This window comes from Luteolibacter sp. Y139, assembly GCF_038066715.1.
GTDB lineage: Bacteria > Verrucomicrobiota > Verrucomicrobiia > Verrucomicrobiales > Akkermansiaceae > Haloferula > Haloferula soli.
On record NZ_JBBUKT010000011.1, the window covers coordinates 15,597 to 36,270 of the forward strand.

The window sequence follows — 20,674 nt, forward strand, 5'->3', positions numbered from 1 at the left end:
CACAAGTGCTTTGTTAGAGCGCACGAATCGCATCGCTAAGTGACGCGTTGAATCAACGCTTCGCGCGGAACTTCAGCAACTCCTTTTGCTCCGCGGGCAGTGGCGTGCTGCCTCCCAAGGTCAACTCCCACAAGTCCGCAAGGGCAGCAGCTTCAGCGAGACGCAGATGACCGTCTGATTGCGGATCGTCGGAAGGCGTGCCCCATTGCTTCATGGCGGCCTTCACCTCGGGATCCTTTTGATGAAGACGCATCACACGCAGTGCGGCGTCGCGTGCGAGGTCTTCGGATGCGCCGCCGTCGGCAGTGATGGCAGTCTGATAGAAGTCGATGGCTTCGCGTGGCTTGCCTTGCGATTCGTTGGCTAGGCCGAGGCACCACGCGACTTGGGCGCGTTGGCCGCCGGGGAGGCGTTCCTTGAGCTGTGCGGTGGCGAGATCCTTCAGGCGCGGCCAGTCCTTGAGGCGGGCGGCATCCCACAACGCATAGAGATCGAGCTGGCGAAGTTGGTTGCTCCGCGTGAGGCCGCTTTTGTCGAAGGCTTCGAGTGTCTTCGCGAGGCCCGCGAGGTCACCACTCTTGCGCAGGCATTCCATTTCGAAATAACCGGCAATCGTGGAAGGGTTGTCGGGCAGCGTCCGGAGCGCTTGATAAGCGGTTTTGATCGCGGCGAACTTTGTCTTCGCGGCGGCGTATTGGCGGGCCTGGAATAGATCGAGTGCTTCGCTCAAAGCGGCCGGTTCGAGAAGATAAATGGACGCGATACCGGAAACAGATGCTTCCGTGGAGTCGCCGCCTTGTTCCTGCTTTTGATAACGAATCTTATCGTGATCGGCGGTGGTGATCCACACGCGCTCGCTGTCACCGGTGGCGTCGATGAGGAATGCCTCCGCCGCTTGCTGCGCGGCAGCAGTAGCGGTGAGCAAGGCCATGAGAAGGAGAGAACGCTTCATGGCTTTTCCTCCTTGGCGGGTGGCGGGGCTGGCGAGCCGAGAGTGGCAACGCGCGCTTCGACTTCCTGCCATGAGGCCTTCTCGGCTTCACTCGAGTTGCCGAGGGCGGGCTTGGTGCGGATGAGGTAGTTCATCGCCGGCTCGCGCAGGGCGTCGGCGGGCTTGGCTTGCTTCACGGAAAGCTCCAGCCACGCGAGCATGGCAGGGGCGGAGATGCGAATCGTGTCCTGCCACGTGCTCCAGACGTCACGATAGGAAGCGAGGGCTTCAGCGGGCTTGCCGAGTGCTTCGTACGACTCTCCTAGTAGAAGGTTGGCTTCGGGGGCGAGCCGTGCGCCTTCCAGTGCGAGATACTGGCGGGCGGTCTCGGCTGCTTGTCCGGCGTCACCGGCGGCGAGCTGGGTTTCGGCGATGCGATAGCGGGCGAGGTCTTTCACGGCTTCGTCGCTGGCATCGTTGGCGACGTGCTTGAAGTCATCGATGGCGCGGGCCTTTTCCTCCGCGCTGCCGGTGGCAAGAACCGCGGCGCGACCGAAGCGGGCAGCCACATGCAGCGAGGTGTCCGGCCGGGCGAGTGCTTCCTCGTAATAAGGCAACGCCTGGCGCGGCGCGGAGGTTTTGAGACGCAGGTGGTCACCGAGCCGGACGAGAGTGGCGGCGGAGAGGTCGGCCGGAGCGAAGCCGCTCTTGAGCTCCTGATAGAGCGCCTTGACCCGGGCTGCGGCGGGTTCGCCGGTCTGCTTCTCAGCCTCGCCGATCAGGGCGATCCTGAGGCGGGCGCTGGCCGCCTTGTTCGCGGGATCGAAGCCGGGGAAAGTGCTGAAGTGCTGCTGGAGTTCCTCAAGCCCGTGCTTGGCGGCATAGGCCGCGGCATAGTGATCGATCGCCTCTTGCAAGCCGGGCACCTCGGTGGGCGTGATGCATTCCCGCAGGCGGGCGAGCGCTTCCTCGTCGCGACCGGCTGCGGTCAGGGCATCGATCTGGGCGACGGCCATGCGCAGACGCAGCGGTGAGGTGGCGTAGGCTTTCCAAAAGCGGTCGGCGTAGGTGGCCGCCTCGGGCTTCGCCCCGATCAAGGTGACGAGCTGGCAGAGCGCTTCGGTGGCCACCTCGGCATGCTCGCGGTGCTCCGAGGCATCGAGCGCCTTCTTGTAAGCGGCCACGGCATCGTCCGTCTTCCCGTCGCGTTCGAGGATGCGGCCTTTCAGGACGAGCGCCGCATCGAGCGCCTCGGTCTCGGGAAACTCCTTCTCCAGGCGGCTGAGTTTTTCGAAGGCCTCCACCTGTTGATCCTGCGCGAGATGGCAGGACGCGCGGTCATAGAGCGCGAAGGGCAGGTAGGGGCCGGGGTCGTCCGCGAGGAACTTGTCGAGCGCCTCGGCTGCCTCCGGCCACTGCCGCAGGCGGGCACGGGCGGATGCCTGGAAATAGCAGGCAGCCTGATGTTGGGCGCTCTTCGGATACTTCTCGACGTGCTTGTCCAGGAGCGGCCGGGCTTGGTCGTGGTGGCCGAGATGGTAGTGGCTGGCCGCGAGGACGAAGAGTGCCTGATCGTGCTCGGGAGAGCCCTCGGTGAGCTTTGGCAACAGCTCGCCGGCGACGCGCACCGAGTTCTCGTAGTCGCCGGCTTGGAACAGCGACGAAAGCAGCAAGCGCCGCACCGCGGGCAGGTGCTTCGAGTTCGGGAAATCCTTGAGGAAAAGCTCCCCGCATTCACTGACTGGATCGCCGACCGCGGCGGTGGTGCGGACCAGATGGAATAGGTGGTCCTCGCGCTTCGCGGTCTTCGGATAGTATTCTTCGAGCTGGCGGTAGGACGCGAGCGCCCCGCGGGTGTTCCCGCGCTTCTCGTGGATCACCGCGATCAGGCCGAGTTGGGCGACTTCGAGCGGTTCACCATCGGTCCGCTGCTTCGAAAGGGCGTCGAGTGAAGCCTGCAACTTCACCTTGCTTACGGTGCGGGTGAGCTCCTTGACCTCGGTGCGATTGCCAAGCCTCTCAAGCCGCGACCTCAGGTCCGCCGACATCACGTCGCTCGGCGGGACAACCTGGCAGAGGACCAGCGCCGCGCCGTCCATGTCCGCCGCCATCGCATCGGAGGCGAGCTTCAAGAACAGGCCGCCATACGGCTCCATCTCGAAGGGCTCGAGGATGATTCCGGAGCGATAGCGCTCGAGGAACGAGAGCAGCGGCTTCTCGTCGCGCTTGGCGATGGATGCTTCGACGAAGGCTTGGAAGGCGGCGATGATCCCGCTGTCGGGGGCGCGGAAGCGCGGCTTGTTCTGGAGGACGGTTTCGAGCGATTCCAAGCCTTCGGCAAGGTCGCCGAGGCGGAAGTGGCAGATGGCGAGATTGAGGTAATGCGAGCCGGGGTTGAACTCGTCATCGCGCGTCTTGTCACGCTCCTCCATGAACTTGTTGAAGAGGCGGATCGCTTCCTCGTACTTGGCCGCGCCTTGGGCGGCTTCACCCCAGCGCAGCAGGGCGCGCTTGTTGTAGAGGTTGCCGCTGTCGGCGGTGCCATTGCCGCGCGGGTTCGGGTACTTGTTGTAGCAAATTTCGAAGGACTTGGCGGCGTCATCCCAGCGCTTGAGGCGGAGTTCGCAGATGCCCTTGCGGTACCAGGTTACGCCGAAGGACGGGCCGTAGAGTTCGAGAGCCTTGGCATCGTGCTGGGCCACGCAGCCGGTGAGGAGCTTGAGGGCTTCCTCCCAGTGGTCGGCTTCCATTTCGGCAAGTGCCTTGGTGGTGAGATCGGAGACCTCGGCGGCAGCCGCCGCCGGAGCAGGGGCGGGCGCTTGCTGGGCGGGCAATAGCGGCGCGGTCGCCAGCAGCAAGGCGATGGCTTTCCGGGGCACCGGCACGATGGAAGTAATCGCCACGCGTATGGCTGCGAGGTTCTGGGAAGGGGTCTCTTCCCCGCAAGGAATTTCAGCCCGGATTCCTCCGGATCAGTCCGGTTTCGTTCGTGGCGGGAAGAGTTCCCGGCACATCAGGCAGCTTTTGCCATCGCAGCCGCGGGCGGAGCAGTGCTCGCGTCCGCAGAAGATGATGCGCAGGTGGAGGGCATTCCAACGGTCGCGGGGAAAGAGCTTTTTCAAGTCGCGCTCGACCTGTTCGACATTGCGGCCCTCGCTGAGCTTCCAGCGTTTCGCCAGCCGGTGGATGTGGGTATCGACCGGGAAGGCCGGCACGCCGAAGGCCTGCGCCATCACCACCGAGGCGGTTTTGTGGCCCACGCCGGGCAGTTCTTCCAGCGCCTCGAAGTCGGCGGGCACTTCGCCGCCATGCTTTTCCACGAGGATCTGCGAAAGATCGCGGATCGCCTGCGACTTCCGCGGCGAGAGACCGCAGGGGCGGATGATCTCCTTGATCTTCTCGACTGGCACCTTCGCCATCTTCGCCGGCGTGTCGGCCAGCTTGAAGAGGGCGGGGGTGACCGTATTCACCCGCGCGTCGGTGCACTGCGCGGACAGCAGCACGGCGACGAGCAGGGTGAAGGGATCCCGGTGATCGAGCGGGATCGGCGTTTCCGGATAGAGCTCCTCCAGCCGCCGGTCCACATGGGCGGCCCGTTCGGCGCGGGTCATGTCCGGCAGATTAGCGCGAGGCGGTCGAGGCCGTGCTTGCGCTGGACATCATGCGATTGATCGCCGTGTACATCTGCGCGCAGTGAGGATACTGGGTGCGCTTCGCAAGAATCTCGGCGCTACGGGTGTAAGAGCCCCATTGAACCACGGTCAGCTCCACGTTGCGGCGACCCCAGGCGGCCATGTAGTCCTTGTTCGGGGTGTAGATGTCGACGGTATTGGTGCCGGTGAGAGCCGAGCCGTAGTCATCGACTACGAAGAGCTGCTGCATGCCCTTGATGCGGAAAACGGTGCCGACCGGATAGACGGCCCAGTCAGCGGCGGCGCTGCGGACGCGATCGGTGTAGCGGAGCTGGGTGCCGGTGGCGTTCTGCGAGCCGTATTGGAGGTGATCGGACTCGGACTGCGTGTAGGCCGTGGTGCGGACCAGACGGTTGCGCTCGGAGGGCTTGTAGAAGGCCATGCCGTGCTTGTCCTTCGGCTTGCCGGCGGCCTGCTGGAAGAGAGCGGGCGATGGCTGGGCCGTGGTGAAGACTTCAGCTTTGCCGAAGTAGCTACCCGAAGACATGGACGAGTAGGAGCGGGACTTGGACAGGACCGTCAGGTTGGAATCCGAGGCGCAGCTGGAGAACAGCAGGGCGAGCAATGCGGCGGCGGAAGCGAGTCGGAAAGTCATGCTATTTGGTTTGGCGAGATTGATATTTAAGGAATCGCGCTATTTGAGACTCCACGTTTTACGGATCGGAGTTAGGGGCGGCAACCCAATTTTTCGCTGTTAGTTTTGGCGTCGGAGCGATTGCCGTGCCAAGTTGATCGATTCGGGCTGTCGGGCCCCGGGCGGAGGTCATTGAACCCGAAGGGGTCTGTGGAGGTTGCGGCGGAACTGTCCGACAGAAGCCCCAAAACTGCCGGTGACGGGTTTGTCCCGACATTGTGATGGCACCGGAGATGCTAGAATTGCAGAAAGTTCCAGCGGTTTGACCCGCGTAAGAGACAGGAAATGATCCTTGGTGGTTTTACCAAGGGTTTCGCGTTGACGCCCGGAGATCGCGATGCCAATCGCTTGACGTGCGTGTGCCCTCTCTTTTCCCCCGAAATGGGGTTTCGAAATCACTTTTGGTGGCCCTGTTTCCACTGTGCTCGCTGACGGTTTCGGCTCAGGTGGATTTGAACAAGGCGCAGACGGCGGGGATGGAAGCCTACAAGGCGAAGAATTGGCAGGTCGCCATTGAGAACCTCTCTTCGATCGTCAAGGCCAAGCCGAACGATGCCCCGGGAGGCGTTCTTTACACCCTTGGCTACGCTTACTTCTTCAATCTCAACTACCAGGAGTCGGCGACCACCTTCGAGCTCTACCTGAAAAAGTATGCGGAGAGCGAGTTCGCTCCGGAAGTCCACCTGACCCTGGGCCGGGCGCTGCTCCAGATCGACGGCAAGACGGACGAGGCGCTGACGCACCTCGCCAAGGCTTCCGAGAAGCCGGAATTCGCCGAAGAGGCACGTTTCGCGGCTGCCGACGCCTACATCAAGAAGGGCGACATGGACAAGGCCGCCCAGACGCTGAAAAACGCGATGGCTGGCAAGTCCTCCGGCGTGAGCCTGCTGCGCGCCGCGATCCAGCTGGTGGACCTCTACATCGACGGCGGCAAGCTGCCGGAAGCCACGAAGCTGCTAGAGGATCTGGAGCGCAATCCCGGCTATCCGGACGTGATCGTGGTGGTGAACAACCGCTTTGTGAAAATCGGCGATCTCCAGCTGGAGGCCAAGGCCTACTCCGATGCACTGGAGGCCTACTCGAGCGCCCGCCCGCGCAATCAGGTGATCGCCATCCAGGTCGACCGCCTCGCGCAGTCGAAGAAGCGCAAGGATGAGCTGGAGAAGCGCATCGCCGCCGACAAGAAGGCGAACCGGCCCCTGCCGCGGAACATCGAGGAAAACGTGGCCACCCTCGGTGGCATGATCGAGAACACCGAGAAGGTGCTTGGCGAACTTCGCAACTTGGACACCTACGACGCGACCGTCCAGTACCGGATCGGCCGCTGCTATTTCAACATGGAGCGCTTCTGGCCCTCCTCCGTCGCCTTCGAGACCGTCGCGGATGAGAACCCGAAGTCCGACGACGCTGCTACGGCGCTGTTCGGTGCGATGATTTCCCAGTGGCGTCTCGAGCGCCTCGATGCGGCCGGGGTGCTGGCCAGCCGCTATCTGGACAACCATCCGGAGGGCAAGCAGGTCGAAACCGTCGCGGAGCTGAAAGCCACGCTGCTCCTCAAGACCCGCAAGTTTGATGAGGCGGTGTCCTTCCTCACGGCGTTCATCGACAAGAACCCGAATTCGCCGATCAAGCAGAAGATGATGACCTTCCGCGCGAATGCGCGCTTCGAGGGTGGCCAATACGACCAGGCGGCGACGGAATACGACCAGCTGATGAAGGACTTCGGCGGCTCGCCGGAATTCGAGGAATACGTTTACCGCCGTGCCCTTTGCGACTTTCTCCGCAACAAGTATCAGGAGACGGTCTCGGCCTTCGACTCGTACGAAAAGAACTTCCCGAACGGGGATTTCCTCGCTGACATCCGCTACCGCCGCGGGATCATCCAGCTGGCGCTGAAGGACTACAAGACGCTGATCCCGTCGATGCTGGCGCTTTTGCAGGACGAGACCGCGAAGAGTTTCCTCGGCCAGATCCACACGCTGTTGGGCGACGCCTACCAGAACAGCGGGGACAACGACAATGCCGGTACCCAGTTCAAGCTGGCCGTGGAAACGGCGAATGGTGACCGCAGCGTCCTCGAATATGCGCTCGAGCAAGCCACCAACATCCTGCGGGGTGCCCGGCGGTGGGACGATCTTGAGGCCCTCTGGAAGAAGTTCCTGGCAGACAATCCGGACCACCCGATGACCCTTCGCGGTGTCTCCGAGCTCTCGAAGCTGCTGCAGCGCGCCAACAAGAAGGTGGAAGCCCGCAAGATGCTCTCGGAGCACATTCTCAAGGACATCCAGAATCCACGCTCCGAGTATGTCGAAATGCTGATCAGCCAGCTGGCCGGCATGCACGTCCCGCCGCGCTCCGTGAAGAAGGACGCGCCGAAGCCGGACATCGAGGCACTCGAAGGTGAACTGGTGGGCGACCTTGAGATTCCCGAGGATGACAAGACGCCGGCCTATGTCGCCCGCGTGCTCTTCGCCAAGTCCGAGCTGGCCCGCCAGATGGGGGACAAGGCCCGCGCCGAACGCAGCCTCGGTGCCATCGCGAACACGGCCAGCTCCAACGACCTCGGCCCGGTGCTGCTGTCGATGGTGGGCCAGTATCTCTTCGACAAGGGCGAATACGACAAGGCGACGCCGCTTTACGAGCGCTTGCGGGATGCGTTCCCGGATTCGCCGTACTCGGACGCGGCACCGGTCGGTCTCGGCAAGATTGCGCTGGCCCAGAAGGAATATCAGGACGCGGCCAAGCAGTTCGACATCGCGATCAACCGCGCTTCCGGCGACAGTACCTTGAAGGAAGCGACCTTCGGGAAGGCGCAGGCGCTGCGGGCGCTGAAGCAGCGGGAAGACGCCAAGAAGCTCTTCGAACAAATCCTCACGACCAAGGGTTGGCGCGGGATCGAACTGGCGGGCGCGAACTACGAACTCGGCGAGATCGAGTCCGAATCCGGGAACAAGGCCGGTGCCCACGCCTACTTCCAACGCGTCTACCTGTCTCACGGAGCCTATCCCCAATATGCCATCAAGTCCTACGTCCGCGCCGCCGACATGCTGCGCATGGATGGCAAGCAGGATGAGTACAAGGCGACTCTCCAGGAGCTGATCCGCAAGTATCCCGATTCCCCAGAGGCCAAGAAGGCGCGCCTCTCCGTTGGCTCGGACACAGAGTCAAAGTAATTTAAAAACACCCGCCCCAATGCCGTTTTCAAAACCCCGGCTTGTTCTCGCCGCTTCTCTGCTCGCCCTGCTTCCCGCTGTCGTCCACGCGCAAGCTGAAGAAGAATTCGTGCTCCGCACCGGTCGCCGGATTCCCGCCGACACGGTGAAGCCCTCGGCCAATGGATTCACCGCCACGGTGGTGACGGGTGCCTCGGCCACAAAAATGGATTTCAAGGCTTCCGAGGTCGAGCAGGCCATCCTGCGCGAACCTCCGGAGCTGGCTGAAGCCCGCGGCCAGATCGCCACGGACAAGTTCCTCGCCGCGATCGCCGCGCTGACCCGGATCGAGGAAGAGCTGAAGCCCTACCGCGAGGTTCCCGGCGCCTGGTGGCACCGCGCGCGGATGCTGCGCATGGACGCGCTGGCTTCCAAGGGGGACACCAGGGCCGCCGCCGCCCTTGCCTCCGCTTCGGAGCTCGAGGGCCTGCCCGAGTCCACGCTCACCATGCTGAATGATTTCAAGGCGATCGTGGCAGCCGGTGACAACCCCGAGAGCAAGATCAGCTCGCTGCAAGCGCTGGCCAAGCGCAGCACGGATCCGTGGATTTCGGCCCGCGCCTGGCTCGAGATCGGCAACACCAACGCCGCCCATGGCAAGATGGACGAGGCGATCAAGGCCTGGCTCCGCGTCGCGGTCTTCAATCCCGCCGAGCGCGATCTTGCCCTTCGTGGTACCATTTACGCCGCCCGCGGCATGCAGCAGATCGGAAGGCCACAAGATGGCGTGAAACTGCTCAAAGATTACCTCGACGACCACGTTGCCTCTCCCTACGCCCCTGCCATCCAGTCCGAACAGTCCAAGCTCGAACCGAAAAAAACCGCTGCTGCCCCGGCTTCCAAATAAGCCCCGAAGAAAACTCCAACTGAGCATTCGCCCCGAAAGATCCATGAATATTCGTTCCCTCTTCAATCGCTTGTCCGGAGCTTTCCGGGTCGTCCTTCTTGCCGGGGCCGTGATCCTGTTTGCCGGTTCCCTCGTTGAGACTTCCATGGCTGCCGAAACCCCGGCTGCCGAGGGTGCACACGGCCCTCAGAAGAAGTCCCTGATGGATAACATCAAGCAGGGCGGCATCGTGATGTGGCCGATCGGCATTTGCTCGCTCTTCACGATCTACCTGGTCGTGGACATCTACCTGCGCACTTCCGACAAGAAGCTCGCACCGGATGAGGAAGTGGAAAAGGCCCAGCAACTCTTCATGGCGGGCGACTACGTGAATGCCTACCAGGTGATGAAGGCCACTCCGTGCGCCTACAACAACATCGTGAAGTATGGCCTTTCCTACGTCGGCAAGGGCAAGGACCAGACCGAGGAAGCCCTGCTGGTGGAACTCGGCCGCGAGAACTCCCGCCTTCAGAACAAGATCAACTACCTTTCGGTTATCGGTGTTTGTACGCCCATGATCGGTCTGCTCGGCACGGTCGTCGGCATGATGGGCGCCTTCGCCGCCCTCGGTACCTCCGGCGCGGGTGACACCGCGGCGCTGTCCGGCCACATCGGTGAGGTGCTTGTCGCCACCGCGTCCGGCCTGTTCATCGCTATCCCGGCCTTCATGTTCTTCTACGTCCTGCGCAACCGCCTGCTGGCCAAGATGCACGACCTCGAGGACAAGGTGATGAGCCTGTTCCGCAACATGCCGTACGAGCACTTCCACGGTCTGGAGATCGGCGAGGAAGTCACCTACGCCGCCCTGCCAAACTGGCTTGGCGAAGACGCTGTTTCGCAGTAATCTTCTACCGCCCCCAACTTCTAAAACCCCATGGCAAGCGCAGGCGGAAACGGAAGCGACCCGGAATTCCAGGTCGCGCCGATGATCGACGTGCTTCTGGTGCTGCTCATTTTCTTCATGAGCATCACCACGGAGCAGGTACTGAAGATCGACAAATCGATCGCGCTGCCGGTCGCCACCGAGGCGAAAAAGCGCGACAACGACGTCAAGAACCAGGTGATCGTCAACGTGGACTGGGACACCGCCCTCGGGAAGGCCCAAGTCCGCTACGGTGCGATCGTCTGTGACCCGGTCGAGCAACTCGTGGAACACGTCCAGCCGGCGAAGGAAGCGAATCCGAAGCTGAAGATGATCATCCGCGGCGACGCGGAGACGCCTGCCGTGGAAATCCAGAAGGTCATCGAGCAGCTCGCCGCGGCGGGTATCGATGACATCTCGCTTTCCGGTACGAACCGCAAATGACTGACCTGAGGTAGCAATGAAAAAGACAAAACGCGGTCGCGAAGGGAGCGGGGAGATTCACCTCGGCTTCCAAATTGCGCCCATGATCGACGTGGTCTTCGTGATCATGCTCTTCTTCATGGTGATGGCGGGTCAGCAGCAGGTTGAAAACGAACTCAACCTGAAGCTGCCAGGGTCGATTCCGGGTACCCCGATTGCGATCGAAGAGACCCAGGTCCACATCATGGAGACCGGCGACGTCTTGCTCAATGACGACCCGGTCGGCGAGCCCGGCGATGCGGGGCTCAAGAACCTGGCGGCCACCATGGTCCGTCTGGCAGAATCCTCTAAGGCAACCGACACGAAGGTCGTTGTAAGCATTATGGCGGACGAAATGGCGCCGTATCAGCGGGTGATCGACGTGCTCAACGCACTCGCGGTGGCCCGGATCGAGAACGTGACCTTCGAAGTGCCGCCCCAATAACCCTCACCACGAGCCGTCCATGTACGACGATTACCAACCGGCACCGGAAGTGCACGAGGAGAGCAAGATGAAGCGCATGATCCGCCGCATGGGTCTTGGCGCCTTCTCGATCTCGGTGCTGGTGCACCTTGTTTTCATCGCCCTCGCGATCTTTTACTTCGTGAAGTGGGTCGATCCGCCGCAGGAAAAAGTCGACTTCCTCCCCGGTGGCGGTGGTGGCGGCGGCAAGGGCGGCGAAGTCGCCCACAAGATCCAGCAGCAGAAGCGGATGATGACCAGTCCGGCCGCATCCCGCCGGATCTCGTCCACGTCCACGAATGCGTCCTTCACGATTCCCGATTCTTCCAATGAGCTCATGGATCCCGGCTTGCCGATGGACGTGGGCATGGCGGAAGCCGGCGAAGGCGGTGGCACCGGCGGTGGCCGCGGCACCGGCAATGGCACGGGCATCGGCTCTGGCAATGGCCCGGGCAAGGGCATGGGAGCCGGCGGCCTCGGCATCGGCGCGCTGATCCCGACCATCATGAAAGGCCGCTGCACGGACAGTGAGCGGCTCTCCATGCTGCGCGAGGCTGGCGGCACCCCGAACGTGGAAGCTGGCGTGAAGAACTCGCTCGCCTGGCTCAAGACCAAGCAGAACCCCGACGGCTCGTGGGGCAATTCCAACAGGGTCGCCATGACCGGCCTCACGCTGCTCTGCTACCTCGGCCACTGCGAGAATACCCAGTCCAAGGAATACGGCGACAATGTCAGCCGCGGCATCGCCTATCTCATCGACATCTCGATGAAGAACGATGGCAAGCTGGCTACGGCATTCGACCAGAACGGGTGGGTGTATGAGCACGCGATCGGCACCTATGCGCTTTCCGAGGCCCTGACCTTTTCCCGCGGCCTCCAGTATCCCATTCCGAACCTCGAGGAGTGCGTGAAGAAGGCGGCGACGCTGATCGTGGCGGGCCAGAACGAAAAGGGCGGCTGGGACTATCACTACCGGTCCACCGACCGCAATGACCTCTCGGTCACCGGCTGGCAGATGCAGGCGCTCAAGGCGGCCCACGCTTCCGGCGTGAAGCTCGACGACTTCGACAAGGTCATCCGCAAGGCGGTCAGCTGGCTCGGCGATGAGGCCCACTTGGGAGATGGCAAATTCGCCTACGTCAACAAGGACGCGCGCGTCGGCATGACCGCGGTCGGCACCCTCTGCCTCCAGCAGTGGGAGAAGGCCGGCTCCACTCCGGCCCGCAACGGCGTGAAGCTGATCATGGAAGGCCTCGAACTTCGCGTGAAGCCGAACGCCAAGGTCAAGGAAGCTGAATTCGCCCCGCTCTACACCATGAAGTATGACGGCCCGAACTGCGACCTCTACGCGTGGTACTACGCCGTGCAGGTGATGCGGAATGCCGGCGGCAAGGAGTGGGAAGCGATGAACAAGGCCATCCTTGAAGACATCGTGACCGCCCAGAATTCGGACGGATCGTTCCGGAATGAGAATTCCAAGATCGCCCGCAATGACAACCTGGTCCACGTCCGTGGCACCGAGGCCGCGGGACCCTCGCGCGATATCTACCTCCAGTGCCTGAACACCCTGATGCTGGAAGTTTACTACCGCTTCCTTCCCGCCACTTCCGCCGGTGCCAAGAGCCGCGGTTCTGGCCTGGATGCGCTGGATGACCTGCGCTGAGCGCGGCATCGATCCAATAATCTGTTACATCTGAAGAGGGGACCAGCCGGTCCCCTCTTTCTTTTCCCGTTTTCCCGTTCCCTAGGGTTACGGGAAAGGAGGAATTCGGCGGAGGCCACTGGGACCGTGGGATTCATCCCGTTTGGATGGCCCGGTGCCCGGACTCAAGGGGCGGGATGAATCCCGGCTCCCAGTGGGAAAAATCACGCTCCGGCCAACTCTGCGAAGAGGATCTGGCCTCCGCTCGTCTGGAGGGTGCTGATGACCACCACGTCCTGGGTGGTGCCGATTTTCGGCGAGGCGTGATTGACCACGATCATGGTGCCGTCCGGCAGGTAGCCGACACCCTGGTGCTCGTCCTTGCCGCCGCGCACGAGGGCGAGGCGGACTTTTTCGCCGACGGTGACGGATGGCCGGAGGGCATCGAGCAGCTCGTCGAGATTGAGCACTTCCACGCCGCGGAGTTTGGCGACCTTGCAGAGATTCTCGTCCGTGCTGAGAAGGCGTGCGCCGAGGAGCTGGGCGACTTGAAGCAGGCGGCCGGTCATGGTCTCGTCGGCCGAGACGCCCGCGGTATCCTCAATGCTGACCTGCATGTCCTTTCCCCCGCGCATCTGGTCGAGGCAGGCGAGCCCGCGCTCGGCGCGCTGCCGCTTGGCCGGCGTGGGCGAATTGGCGAGGACCTGGATCTCATCGAGGACGAAGCGAGGTACTACCAGCCGTCCGCTGAGAAAGCCCGAGCGAACCACGGCGGGGATCCGGGCATCCATGATCGACTCGGCGTCCAGCACTACCGGCTGGCCGGTGCTGCTGTCTTGGCGGAAGCGGACGTAGGGAATGATGAAGGCGAAGTCATCCCGGCTGCTCCTGAGGGCGACGACCGATCCCAGGAAGCCCAGGGTGGCGTAGAGCAGCAGGTTCAGGCTCAGGGCAAGGGTGGAGGCAACATCGGCCCCGATATCAGGGTTGCCTTCCGCCGCGCTCAGGCGTGCCCGGAGTGTGATGTTTACCAGGTCGAAGACCTGCAGCCGAGTCAGCAGCCATGCACAGAACACCCCGATGAGGAGGCCGAAGGTGGCGGTGGAAAACGCGCGCAGGCTGAACCTTTTGATGAGGAGCTCGAGCCAGACGAAAATCCCGCCCAGAAACAGCCCTCCGCAAAGCCCTTGAAATGTCGATACCTCAAGGGCGGTTCCCTTGGTGATGGTGGCCACGGCATATCCGGCACCGGCACAGACTAGCAGATAGAGTACGCGAGCTATGTTGACGGAGGCGGGAGCCATGGGATGACACGAAGCATCCGGCATTCCCGATCAAGCCGCAAGCTCAAGGGCGGAATGCATGGGGCTCTTTGTAGGCACGAAAAAAGCCCCGCTCCGGTTGCGGAGCAGGGCTTTGGGAAATTTCGAGATGTGATTTGTGCGGGTGTTTACCAGTCGTCGCCGCCGCCGTAGCCACCGCCGCCTTTGCCGCCGCCGTAGCCACCACCGCCGCCCTTGCCGCCGCGACGGTCGCCGTAGCCACCACCCCCGCCGCCACCACCCTTGCCACCGTAGCCGCCTTTACCGCCGCCACCACCACCACCGCCGTAGCCGCCTTTACCGCCACCACCACCGCCGCCGGGCCGGCGATCACCGCCGAAGCCACCGCGACCACCACCGCCGCCGCCACCAAAGCCACCGGGCTTGCTCTCGCGAGGCTCGGCCGGGTTGACACGTAGCGGGCGCCCGCCCAGCTCCTGGCCATTCACGGCATCTGCCGCTTCCTTGGCCTTGGAGGTGTCCGCCAAGGTCACGAAGCAAAAGCCGCGGGGGCGATTGGTTTCGCGGTCCATGACGATTTTAACTTTCTCCACCGGACCAAAGGCGGCGAAGAGTTCTGCCACTTCTTCCTCGGTGGCGGTGAAGGGCAGATTGCCCACGTAGATGTCCATTGTCTGTAGTCGCTACGCCAATTGATCCAAACCACTTCAACAGCCAATGGCGCCACGACCGGATGAAGCGTGTCCGGAATTCAGCCCGGACTTTAATCCCGCTACACGGTCGTCCGATCTACGGCAAGCCCATAAATCACGGGATGAGAACCACCTGCGGGCGCTTCAGAGTCCCGAAGGATGTCGCATCACATGGCCTGTGCCGGGCCGGGTGCGGGTTTGCCAGCGCGGGCCATCGCGATCGGCGCCCCAGCCGGTGTCGAGTCGCAGGCCGGCGATGGTCATGAAAACGTGGCCGCTACGCACGTACAGGGTGATCCAGTCACCGTCGCCTTTCTTGCCGTAGCCGTAGAATCCATCGCTCGGCATGGAGCCCTGCATGAGGCCGGCTTCACGCAGCACGTAGGAGACGGTGCCGGAGCAATCGTAGCCGCTATCCTCCTGGCGGGCGTGGCCGCCGCCCCACTTGTAGGGCTTGTTCTGAAGGCGATTGCCGGCGGCGATTGCGCGCTTCACAGCGAGCGGGGCTTTCCTCGGCGCATAGGCGATTCCGTTCACCAGCTTCGCGGTTTCGCCGTTCTTGAATTGATACGACACCGGTCGCTTCGCCTTCACTTGGCTGGAGCACGAGCTGAGCCCGAGAGCCAAGACCGGCAGCGCGATTAGAGACAGAAGTCGTTTCACGCTGCGGAAAGTAAGGATTTGTGGATTTTTTACAAAACCTTTCTGCCTGACAGTTCATCGTAACACTCTAACAAAAGTTCCCGAAGGTTGCCTCGGCAACGGCGGAAGCGCTGGTCGAGGTCCCCGTGGAAACGCTCCGCGAAGGGAGCGGACACTCGTTCCAACAGGATCGCGGCGGTGGCCGGAGTCGCCGTTAGATGGAGGAGTTCCGGCCACGAACCTGCCCGATAGCGGGTGACCAGAATGCCTGCGGCTGCCTTCGAAGCTTCGCGGAGTTCGTGGCGGTCGCTGCGGCGCAGGTAGTCCTCGCCATCGATAAACCAGAAGCGGCTGGTGCCTTCGGCGAGCTCGTGGCGATCCGCTTCATCCAGGTGACGGCGCTGTTCATTGAAATGGAGCATGACCGGGGAATCGCAGCGCTTCGCCCACGTCCGTAGCAGGGCGCTCTTGCCCGCACCGCGACGGCCGGTGACGGCTGCCCGGCAGCCGAGGGCACGCCATTTTTCCTCCAGCGCCTGCCAAGTCGTTCCGGCCACCAGGGGATCGAAACCGAGCACGCGCTCCAGACGGCCGGGCGCGAAGGGATTGTCACCAGCCTTCATGGTTTGGCGCGGCCGAAGCGCTTCATCCATTTCTCTGCCTTGGTTGTGGTCCGGGCGCTTTCGATTTCGCGCAGGGCGATCTCCTGTCGCTGCGGGGCGACCACGATTTCCTCGACTGCCAGTGAGCCGGTCTTTTTCGCGACTACCTCCAGCGCCCACGCGATTCGGACGAGCGTGCCATTCACGCTCCACGGTTCGGCCGGCAGTTGGAACGAGAAGGCACGTTCGCCGCGCAAGGTATCACCGAGCGGCAGGGCGGCGATGGTGCGCGATTCCTCGGTGCCGCGGCCCTGCGTGAACCAGCAAAGCCTGAGTTCCAAGTCGCGCGGCTCTTTCTCCAGCTGCCATTCCACGCGACCGGTCACGGTCTCGTGCGGTCGCAGGTCGCGGCGTTCGATCGTGATGGTGGTGCTCATGGCAATTCGGTGGCGTCGAGAGGTTGGACGATGATTTCCCGCTCCTCACGCAGGTCGGGAAGCCACGGGACATTGGAGTAGAGGCAGACCCGCCAGACGATGCGGTTGTTAGAGCCGCTGAAGGTCGGCACGGCATCGTCGGGGATTTTCAATGAGACGCCGCCGGCGTTCATCGCCTGGGGGATCGTCGTCTGGAACAGGATCTCTTCGTGGAAGACGGAGCGGGCAGTGGAGTTGCTGGAGCCCTGCGAGTAGGTCGCTTCCTCGCGGCCGACTAACAGCAGGGCGAGATCCGTCGGCTGGCCACGGCCGCCGGCGCGCCGCCATTGGACGCGGGCGGAGCGGCCGGGCTTGAGATCGTCACTGGCGAGCTGGAGTTCGAAGCGCGGCGCGAACAGGGCCGCGAAGGTGTAGACGGCACCTACTGCTGTCGCGATTCCCACGAGGAAAAACGGGATCATGAACAAGGTGAACGCGCCGCCAATCACCTTGCCAAAGCCACCACCGGCGTCGCCCCACAGCGAGCGCTGGGAGAAGATCAGGAAGCCATTCCAGAACAGCGCGAAGATCAGCAGGAAAATGAAGGCACCGACCCGCGAACCGCCCGCGCGAACCCATTCCCCGGCGGGCAGTGGCTTCGCTCCGAGCCGGTGCATGCGAACCGCTGCCACATGTCCGGCGCGGCCGGGGCGGGTGCTATGCGGAGCCGAGACGCTGGGGCCTTGGCGGTACTTTTTGTGCACGGCCCACAGCCCGCCGATGCCGATCGCGATGAACGGCAGCGGGAACAGCGCGAACAAGCCCCACCAGCCAGCTTCGCGTCTCACCACTGCACGCCATGGCTTCTCCGGATCGACGAAGACGGTGAGCTTCGATCCCGGTGGGTGGGCTTTGACCACCTCGCGCTTGCCCTTTGATCCGGAAGAGGAACCGCTCCAGATGTCGTAACGGTTCGAGCGGTATTCGTGGCCATCGACTTGATAGCGATAGAAGAGATCCACCGAATAGGTGGTGCCATCGCTGTCACTCTTGCTGCGGAGTCGGCTCCAGATGATCTCGGCTTCGGTTTCCTTCCAGCCGCGCGCGGCGAAATACTCGATGGCTTTCGGAACGATCAGGCCGAACAGCATGGCGAGTCCGGCGCAGCCGAAAAACAGCAGGGCGATCACGGCGGCGAGGGGGCGCTCCGTGATGGTCTTTCCAGAGACCGTTTTCGCCTCTTTGCCAGGGCGACCGAAGATCAGGGCGAGGCCGATGAGCACGAAGAATCCGCCGAAGGCCGCGAAGGCGAGGCCGCCCCAAATCTGACCGCTGCTGGAGAGGGTCAGCACGGAGGTTTCCGGTTCGCCTGGCTTTACCCGGCACTCGGTGGTGACCTCGGCGAGGCTCGTTCGTGGGCCTTCCGGGCCTTGGGTGAAGCGTTCGCGAACCTTTGCCAGGTCCTCGTAGCTATCGCTGCCTTCCTTGGTCTTCCACAGCCTGGTGCCGGTGTATTTGCGGCCGTCGAGTTCGTAGCGATAGACGAGGTCCGGGCGAAAGGGCGGGTCCTGTTTCTGATCCGCCGCGATCTCGAAGCGCTCGATTACGCAGGGCACGGACTGCCATCGCAACGTTTCCAGCGCACCCCAGGTCGTCCACAGGCCGATGCCGAGGAAGATCGAGCTGAAGGCGGTCCAGAAGATCCCGAAGAACCGGACTCCCCAGCTATTGCTCGATTCACTTCTCAGACCGGTTGGCACGCGCCGGATCTAGCAGATTCGTCCGCTGGCGACGCGTGGAAAATCAGGAGCGCTTTCGCTTCGTCAAGCGGCGTCTTTCACGGGCTTTCGCGACGTTTCCAGCTGCCTTCAAGGATCGCGCCCGCTGCTTGCGGCGCTTTTTGACGATCACCCACAGGCCACTCGTTCCGGCGGCCAGAAAGCAGATGGCCAGAACGATGGCAGCCGGGCTTCCGTGAAGCACCTGAGGAACCAACATCCCGCCCAGCAGGGCCAGCCCTCCTGCGAGGAAGGTGAGAAAGAAGAGGATCGTCTTGGCATTCGGGACAACGCCCGTCTTGAGAGGGCTGAGCCACTTTCGCTTGGGCTCGCGTTCAAAGGCGAGGGCCAAGCCGAACGCCGCGGAGAGCATGCCCATCACGACGAATACGAGGCCGATCCAGAGTTGCCTGGCGTTGTCGTGGGCTCCGTTCCAGATGGTCCAGACACCGATCCCGGAGGCAACCAGGCTGAGCGCTGCCCAGAGAATTCCCGCCACCCGTGTGAGCGGATCTATCTCGCGGTAGCGCATGATAGGCAGGAAATGGCGATCAGTCCCGCGATTCCAGCCAGGCGATCACCTTCGCCAGCGCGCGGCCGCGATGGCTGAGGGAGTTTTTCACCTCGGCGCCGAGCTCGGCGAAGGTCTGGTCGTAGCCTTCCGGTGCGAACAGGGGATCGTAGCCGAATCCGCCTGCGCCATAGGGTTCGTCGAGAATGCGGCCGTCCACGGTGCCGCTGAAATTCGCCAGCACGTTTCCGCCTTCCGCGAGGACCATGGTGCAGCGGAAGCGGGCGGTGCGGTCGGCCTTGCCGGCCATTTCAGTCATCAGGCGGGCATTGTTTTTCGGGTGATTTCCCTCCTCGCCGCCGTAGCTGCTGGACCAGACGCCCGGCGCGCCGCCGAGGGCATCGACCTCCAAACCCGAGTCATCGGAGAGTACCAGTCCTGTCACGTGGTGGCTGATGGCGACTGCTTTAAGCGTGGCATTCTCTAGGAAGGTGGTGCCGGTTTCCTCGACCGCGGGGAGATTCGGGAAGTCATTGACGTCCAGCACCCGGTAACGGTCGCCGAGCATTTCCCGGATCTCCTGGGTCTTGTGCGCATTGCGGGTGGCGATGACCAGAATCGGCGGCTCGGAGGGCATGGCCGTGGGTAGCGTGACAGCCTTCCGCGGCCAAGAATTTTGAAATAATCCCAAGCAGTGCTACGCCTATAGCACATAATGAAAGCCATCACCTACCTCGCCTCTTTCACTCTTGGCGCTGCCGCCATGGTTAGCTCCGCCTTTTCGAGTGAACTCGAAGGCTGGTCTACCGATCTCGACAAGGCCTTCGCCCAGGCAAAAAAGGAGAAGAAGTCGGTGCTGGTCGAATTCACCGGCTCTGATTGGTGCCCGCCCTGCATCGCGATGCGGAAGAACGTCTTCTCGAAGAAGGAATTCGTCGATGCCGCCGGCAAGCAGTTCATCCTGGTCGAGCTCGACTTCCCGAATGGCGACGAGGCGCTGAAAAAGAAGAACCAGCCCTACGCCGAGAAGTACAAGATCGAGGGTTTCCCGACGGTCATCCTCTTCGATGCCGAAGGGAAGGAGTTCAGCCGCTTTTTCGCCTCCGAGTATCCAAAAACCGAGGCCTTCCTGAAGCACCTCGACGACGCGCTCGAGAAGCAGAAGCTCGATTGATCGGGCTCCTTTCACAGGAGATCTGTTCATGCAGACGGCCCCGCTCGGTCTTCACGCCGCGCGGGGTTTTTCGTGGAACGAGTGGCGGAGCTAATCTCCAAGGCAAAAGCCGAGGAAGATCGCACCCTGAGAGGCAGAGCGCAACAGGGAGATTGCACGCTGCGCCATGGTTGGCTTCCCGAAGCGGATCTGGGGTTGGGAAGTAGTGCTGGTTTTCAGTCGGTTAGAACGGGTGGGTGGGTTCGGCACGTCCCTTGCGAGAGGGTGGGACGATGAAAACCACTACCCGTCCCGATCCAGAGGCCGCTCCTTTGCAGGAGATCCTGACGCGCCTCATCGACTCCATCGCCGGCTTCCGCTTGGCCGCCGATTTTGCGACCGATTCTTCGTTTATCCGGCTCTGCCAGCGTTCTGCGGATTCGCGTGAAGCGATCGTGGAAGAACTCGCAGCTGTGATCGCCTCCTGTGGCGTGGAGCCTTCCCTGGACGGCAGCCGGGAAGCCTCGGTTCACCGCGCATGGATCCGCCTCGTCTGCCAAGTGCATCCGCAGTTCCGCAAGCGGCTCAGTGCCGAGTGCGAGCGGGGCGAGCGGGAATTCCAGCGCACGCTCGGAGCGCGCAATCGCCCTGCAGCACGCAACGAACGCACCGGCAACATGCTCGGCGAGCTGAAGACCTACGTCGCCGCGACCTTGGATGCGCTGCACCGCATTGAGGAGAAGTCCCACGCCTCTGCAACTCACTATGCCGCTGCCTGACACGCCGCTGCCGAAACCTCCTCCGATGGCCTGA

Annotated in this window: 20 protein-coding genes; 8 read left to right on the forward strand and 12 right to left on the reverse strand. The window is 62.8% G+C overall.

Annotated elements, in window-relative coordinates:
- Window positions 1–52 precede the first annotated feature (52 nt).
- The 4 genes from WKV53_RS22600 to WKV53_RS22615 form a co-directional block, all read right to left on the reverse strand.
- Window positions 53–952 carry a Mul1B family putative transporter subunit gene (locus WKV53_RS22600; RefSeq protein ID WP_341407088.1) on the reverse strand — a complete coding sequence of 300 codons (900 nt, stop codon included), beginning with the start codon at window positions 950–952 and terminating at the stop codon, window positions 53–55.
- Window positions 949–3,810, reverse strand: coding sequence for a tetratricopeptide repeat protein (locus WKV53_RS22605; RefSeq protein WP_341407089.1), 2,862 nt, complete (start codon window positions 3,808–3,810; stop codon window positions 949–951). Before WKV53_RS22605 ends, WKV53_RS22600 begins: the two co-directional genes overlap by 4 nt.
- A gap of 93 nt (window positions 3,811–3,903) precedes the next feature.
- On the reverse strand, window positions 3,904–4,542 hold the full coding sequence (gene nth, locus WKV53_RS22610; RefSeq protein WP_341407090.1) for an endonuclease III: 639 nt from the start codon (window positions 4,540–4,542) through the stop codon (window positions 3,904–3,906).
- 10 nt (window positions 4,543–4,552) lie between these two features.
- Window positions 4,553–5,218 (reverse strand): 3D domain-containing protein, encoded by a 666-nt coding sequence (locus tag WKV53_RS22615; RefSeq protein WP_341407091.1) that lies wholly within the window; start codon window positions 5,216–5,218, stop codon window positions 4,553–4,555.
- A gap of 443 nt (window positions 5,219–5,661) precedes the next feature.
- Between WKV53_RS22615 and WKV53_RS22620 the strand changes: the two genes are divergently transcribed.
- From WKV53_RS22620 to WKV53_RS22645, 6 genes are all read left to right on the forward strand, one after another.
- A complete protein-coding gene (locus WKV53_RS22620; protein WP_341407092.1) occupies window positions 5,662–8,430 on the forward strand; it encodes a tetratricopeptide repeat protein in 2,769 nt (922 codons plus the stop codon).
- Window positions 8,431–8,449: 19 nt separating this feature from the next.
- Complete coding sequence (locus tag WKV53_RS22625) at window positions 8,450–9,316, forward strand: tetratricopeptide repeat protein (RefSeq protein WP_341407093.1); 867 nt, start codon at window positions 8,450–8,452, stop codon at window positions 9,314–9,316.
- 43 nt (window positions 9,317–9,359) lie between these two features.
- Window positions 9,360–10,199 (forward strand): MotA/TolQ/ExbB proton channel family protein, encoded by an 840-nt coding sequence (locus WKV53_RS22630; RefSeq protein ID WP_341407094.1) that lies wholly within the window; start codon window positions 9,360–9,362, stop codon window positions 10,197–10,199.
- A gap of 30 nt (window positions 10,200–10,229) precedes the next feature.
- Window positions 10,230–10,661 carry an ExbD/TolR family protein gene (locus WKV53_RS22635; protein WP_341407095.1) on the forward strand — a complete coding sequence of 144 codons (432 nt, stop codon included), beginning with the start codon at window positions 10,230–10,232 and terminating at the stop codon, window positions 10,659–10,661.
- A gap of 82 nt (window positions 10,662–10,743) precedes the next feature.
- Window positions 10,744–11,124, forward strand: a complete 381-nt coding sequence (locus WKV53_RS22640; protein WP_341407096.1) for an ExbD/TolR family protein — start codon at window positions 10,744–10,746, stop codon at window positions 11,122–11,124.
- Window positions 11,125–11,143: 19 nt separating this feature from the next.
- The gene (locus WKV53_RS22645) at window positions 11,144–12,805 is read left to right on the forward strand and encodes a prenyltransferase/squalene oxidase repeat-containing protein (RefSeq protein WP_341407097.1); all 1,662 of its coding nucleotides are present in this window, start codon (window positions 11,144–11,146) and stop codon (window positions 12,803–12,805) included.
- Between the two features lie 203 nt (window positions 12,806–13,008).
- Here the strand turns inward: WKV53_RS22645 and WKV53_RS22650 are convergent, their stop codons facing one another.
- From WKV53_RS22650 to rdgB, 8 genes are all read right to left on the reverse strand, one after another.
- On the reverse strand, window positions 13,009–14,088 hold the full coding sequence (locus tag WKV53_RS22650; protein WP_341407098.1) for a PIN/TRAM domain-containing protein: 1,080 nt from the start codon (window positions 14,086–14,088) through the stop codon (window positions 13,009–13,011).
- 146 nt (window positions 14,089–14,234) lie between these two features.
- A complete protein-coding gene (locus tag WKV53_RS22655) occupies window positions 14,235–14,738 on the reverse strand; it encodes an RNA recognition motif domain-containing protein (protein ID WP_341407099.1) in 504 nt (167 codons plus the stop codon).
- A gap of 165 nt (window positions 14,739–14,903) precedes the next feature.
- Window positions 14,904–15,422, reverse strand: coding sequence for an NlpC/P60 family protein (locus WKV53_RS22660; RefSeq protein ID WP_341407100.1), 519 nt, complete (start codon window positions 15,420–15,422; stop codon window positions 14,904–14,906).
- 29 nt (window positions 15,423–15,451) lie between these two features.
- Window positions 15,452–16,054: a hypothetical protein gene (locus tag WKV53_RS22665; RefSeq protein WP_341407101.1), complete on the reverse strand. Its 603-nt coding sequence runs from the start codon at window positions 16,052–16,054 to the stop codon at window positions 15,452–15,454.
- Window positions 16,021–16,440, reverse strand: coding sequence for a hypothetical protein (locus WKV53_RS22670; protein ID WP_341407102.1), 420 nt, complete (start codon window positions 16,438–16,440; stop codon window positions 16,021–16,023). Before WKV53_RS22670 ends, WKV53_RS22665 begins: the two co-directional genes overlap by 34 nt.
- Entirely contained in the window at window positions 16,437–18,179 is a 1,743-nt protein-coding gene (locus WKV53_RS22675; RefSeq protein ID WP_341407103.1) for a DUF3592 domain-containing protein, read from the reverse strand. Before WKV53_RS22675 ends, WKV53_RS22670 begins: the two co-directional genes overlap by 4 nt.
- Before the next feature lie 43 nt (window positions 18,180–18,222).
- Window positions 18,223–18,729 carry a hypothetical protein gene (locus WKV53_RS22680; protein ID WP_341407104.1) on the reverse strand — a complete coding sequence of 169 codons (507 nt, stop codon included), beginning with the start codon at window positions 18,727–18,729 and terminating at the stop codon, window positions 18,223–18,225.
- Window positions 18,730–18,748: 19 nt separating this feature from the next.
- Complete coding sequence (gene rdgB, locus WKV53_RS22685; RefSeq protein WP_341407105.1) at window positions 18,749–19,345, reverse strand: RdgB/HAM1 family non-canonical purine NTP pyrophosphatase; 597 nt, start codon at window positions 19,343–19,345, stop codon at window positions 18,749–18,751.
- Between the two features lie 78 nt (window positions 19,346–19,423).
- On the opposite strand from rdgB, the gene WKV53_RS22690 reads away from it, so the two are divergent.
- On the forward strand, window positions 19,424–19,882 hold the full coding sequence (locus tag WKV53_RS22690) for a thioredoxin family protein (protein ID WP_341407106.1): 459 nt from the start codon (window positions 19,424–19,426) through the stop codon (window positions 19,880–19,882).
- Between the two features lie 272 nt (window positions 19,883–20,154).
- Complete coding sequence (locus WKV53_RS22695) at window positions 20,155–20,640, forward strand: PA2169 family four-helix-bundle protein (RefSeq protein ID WP_341407107.1); 486 nt, start codon at window positions 20,155–20,157, stop codon at window positions 20,638–20,640.
- Window positions 20,641–20,674: the final 34 nt, after the last annotated feature.

Bases quoted from the DNA above. Each gene is read 5' to 3' on its own strand.
- WKV53_RS22680 (WP_341407104.1), bottom strand. From the start codon at position 18,729: ATGCGCTACCGCGAGATAGATCCGCTCACACGGGTGGCGGGAATTCTC.
- WKV53_RS22615 (WP_341407091.1), bottom strand. From the start codon at position 5,218: ATGACTTTCCGACTCGCTTCCGCCGCCGCATTGCTCGCCCTGCTGTTC.
- WKV53_RS22665 (WP_341407101.1), bottom strand. From the start codon at position 16,054: ATGGATGAAGCGCTTCGGCCGCGCCAAACCATGAAGGCTGGTGACAAT.
- WKV53_RS22625 (WP_341407093.1), top strand. From the start codon at position 8,450: ATGCCGTTTTCAAAACCCCGGCTTGTTCTCGCCGCTTCTCTGCTCGCC.
- WKV53_RS22635 (WP_341407095.1), top strand. From the start codon at position 10,230: ATGGCAAGCGCAGGCGGAAACGGAAGCGACCCGGAATTCCAGGTCGCG.
- WKV53_RS22695 (WP_341407107.1), top strand. From the start codon at position 20,155: ATGAAAACCACTACCCGTCCCGATCCAGAGGCCGCTCCTTTGCAGGAG.
- WKV53_RS22670 (WP_341407102.1), bottom strand. From the start codon at position 16,440: ATGAGCACCACCATCACGATCGAACGCCGCGACCTGCGACCGCACGAG.
- WKV53_RS22690 (WP_341407106.1), top strand. From the start codon at position 19,424: ATGAAAGCCATCACCTACCTCGCCTCTTTCACTCTTGGCGCTGCCGCC.
- WKV53_RS22600 (WP_341407088.1), bottom strand. From the start codon at position 952: ATGAAGCGTTCTCTCCTTCTCATGGCCTTGCTCACCGCTACTGCTGCC.
- nth (WP_341407090.1), bottom strand. From the start codon at position 4,542: ATGACCCGCGCCGAACGGGCCGCCCATGTGGACCGGCGGCTGGAGGAG.
- WKV53_RS22645 (WP_341407097.1), top strand. From the start codon at position 11,144: ATGTACGACGATTACCAACCGGCACCGGAAGTGCACGAGGAGAGCAAG.
- WKV53_RS22630 (WP_341407094.1), top strand. From the start codon at position 9,360: ATGAATATTCGTTCCCTCTTCAATCGCTTGTCCGGAGCTTTCCGGGTC.
- WKV53_RS22655 (WP_341407099.1), bottom strand. From the start codon at position 14,738: ATGGACATCTACGTGGGCAATCTGCCCTTCACCGCCACCGAGGAAGAA.
- WKV53_RS22640 (WP_341407096.1), top strand. From the start codon at position 10,744: ATGATCGACGTGGTCTTCGTGATCATGCTCTTCTTCATGGTGATGGCG.
- rdgB (WP_341407105.1), bottom strand. From the start codon at position 19,345: ATGCCCTCCGAGCCGCCGATTCTGGTCATCGCCACCCGCAATGCGCAC.
- WKV53_RS22650 (WP_341407098.1), bottom strand. From the start codon at position 14,088: ATGGCTCCCGCCTCCGTCAACATAGCTCGCGTACTCTATCTGCTAGTC.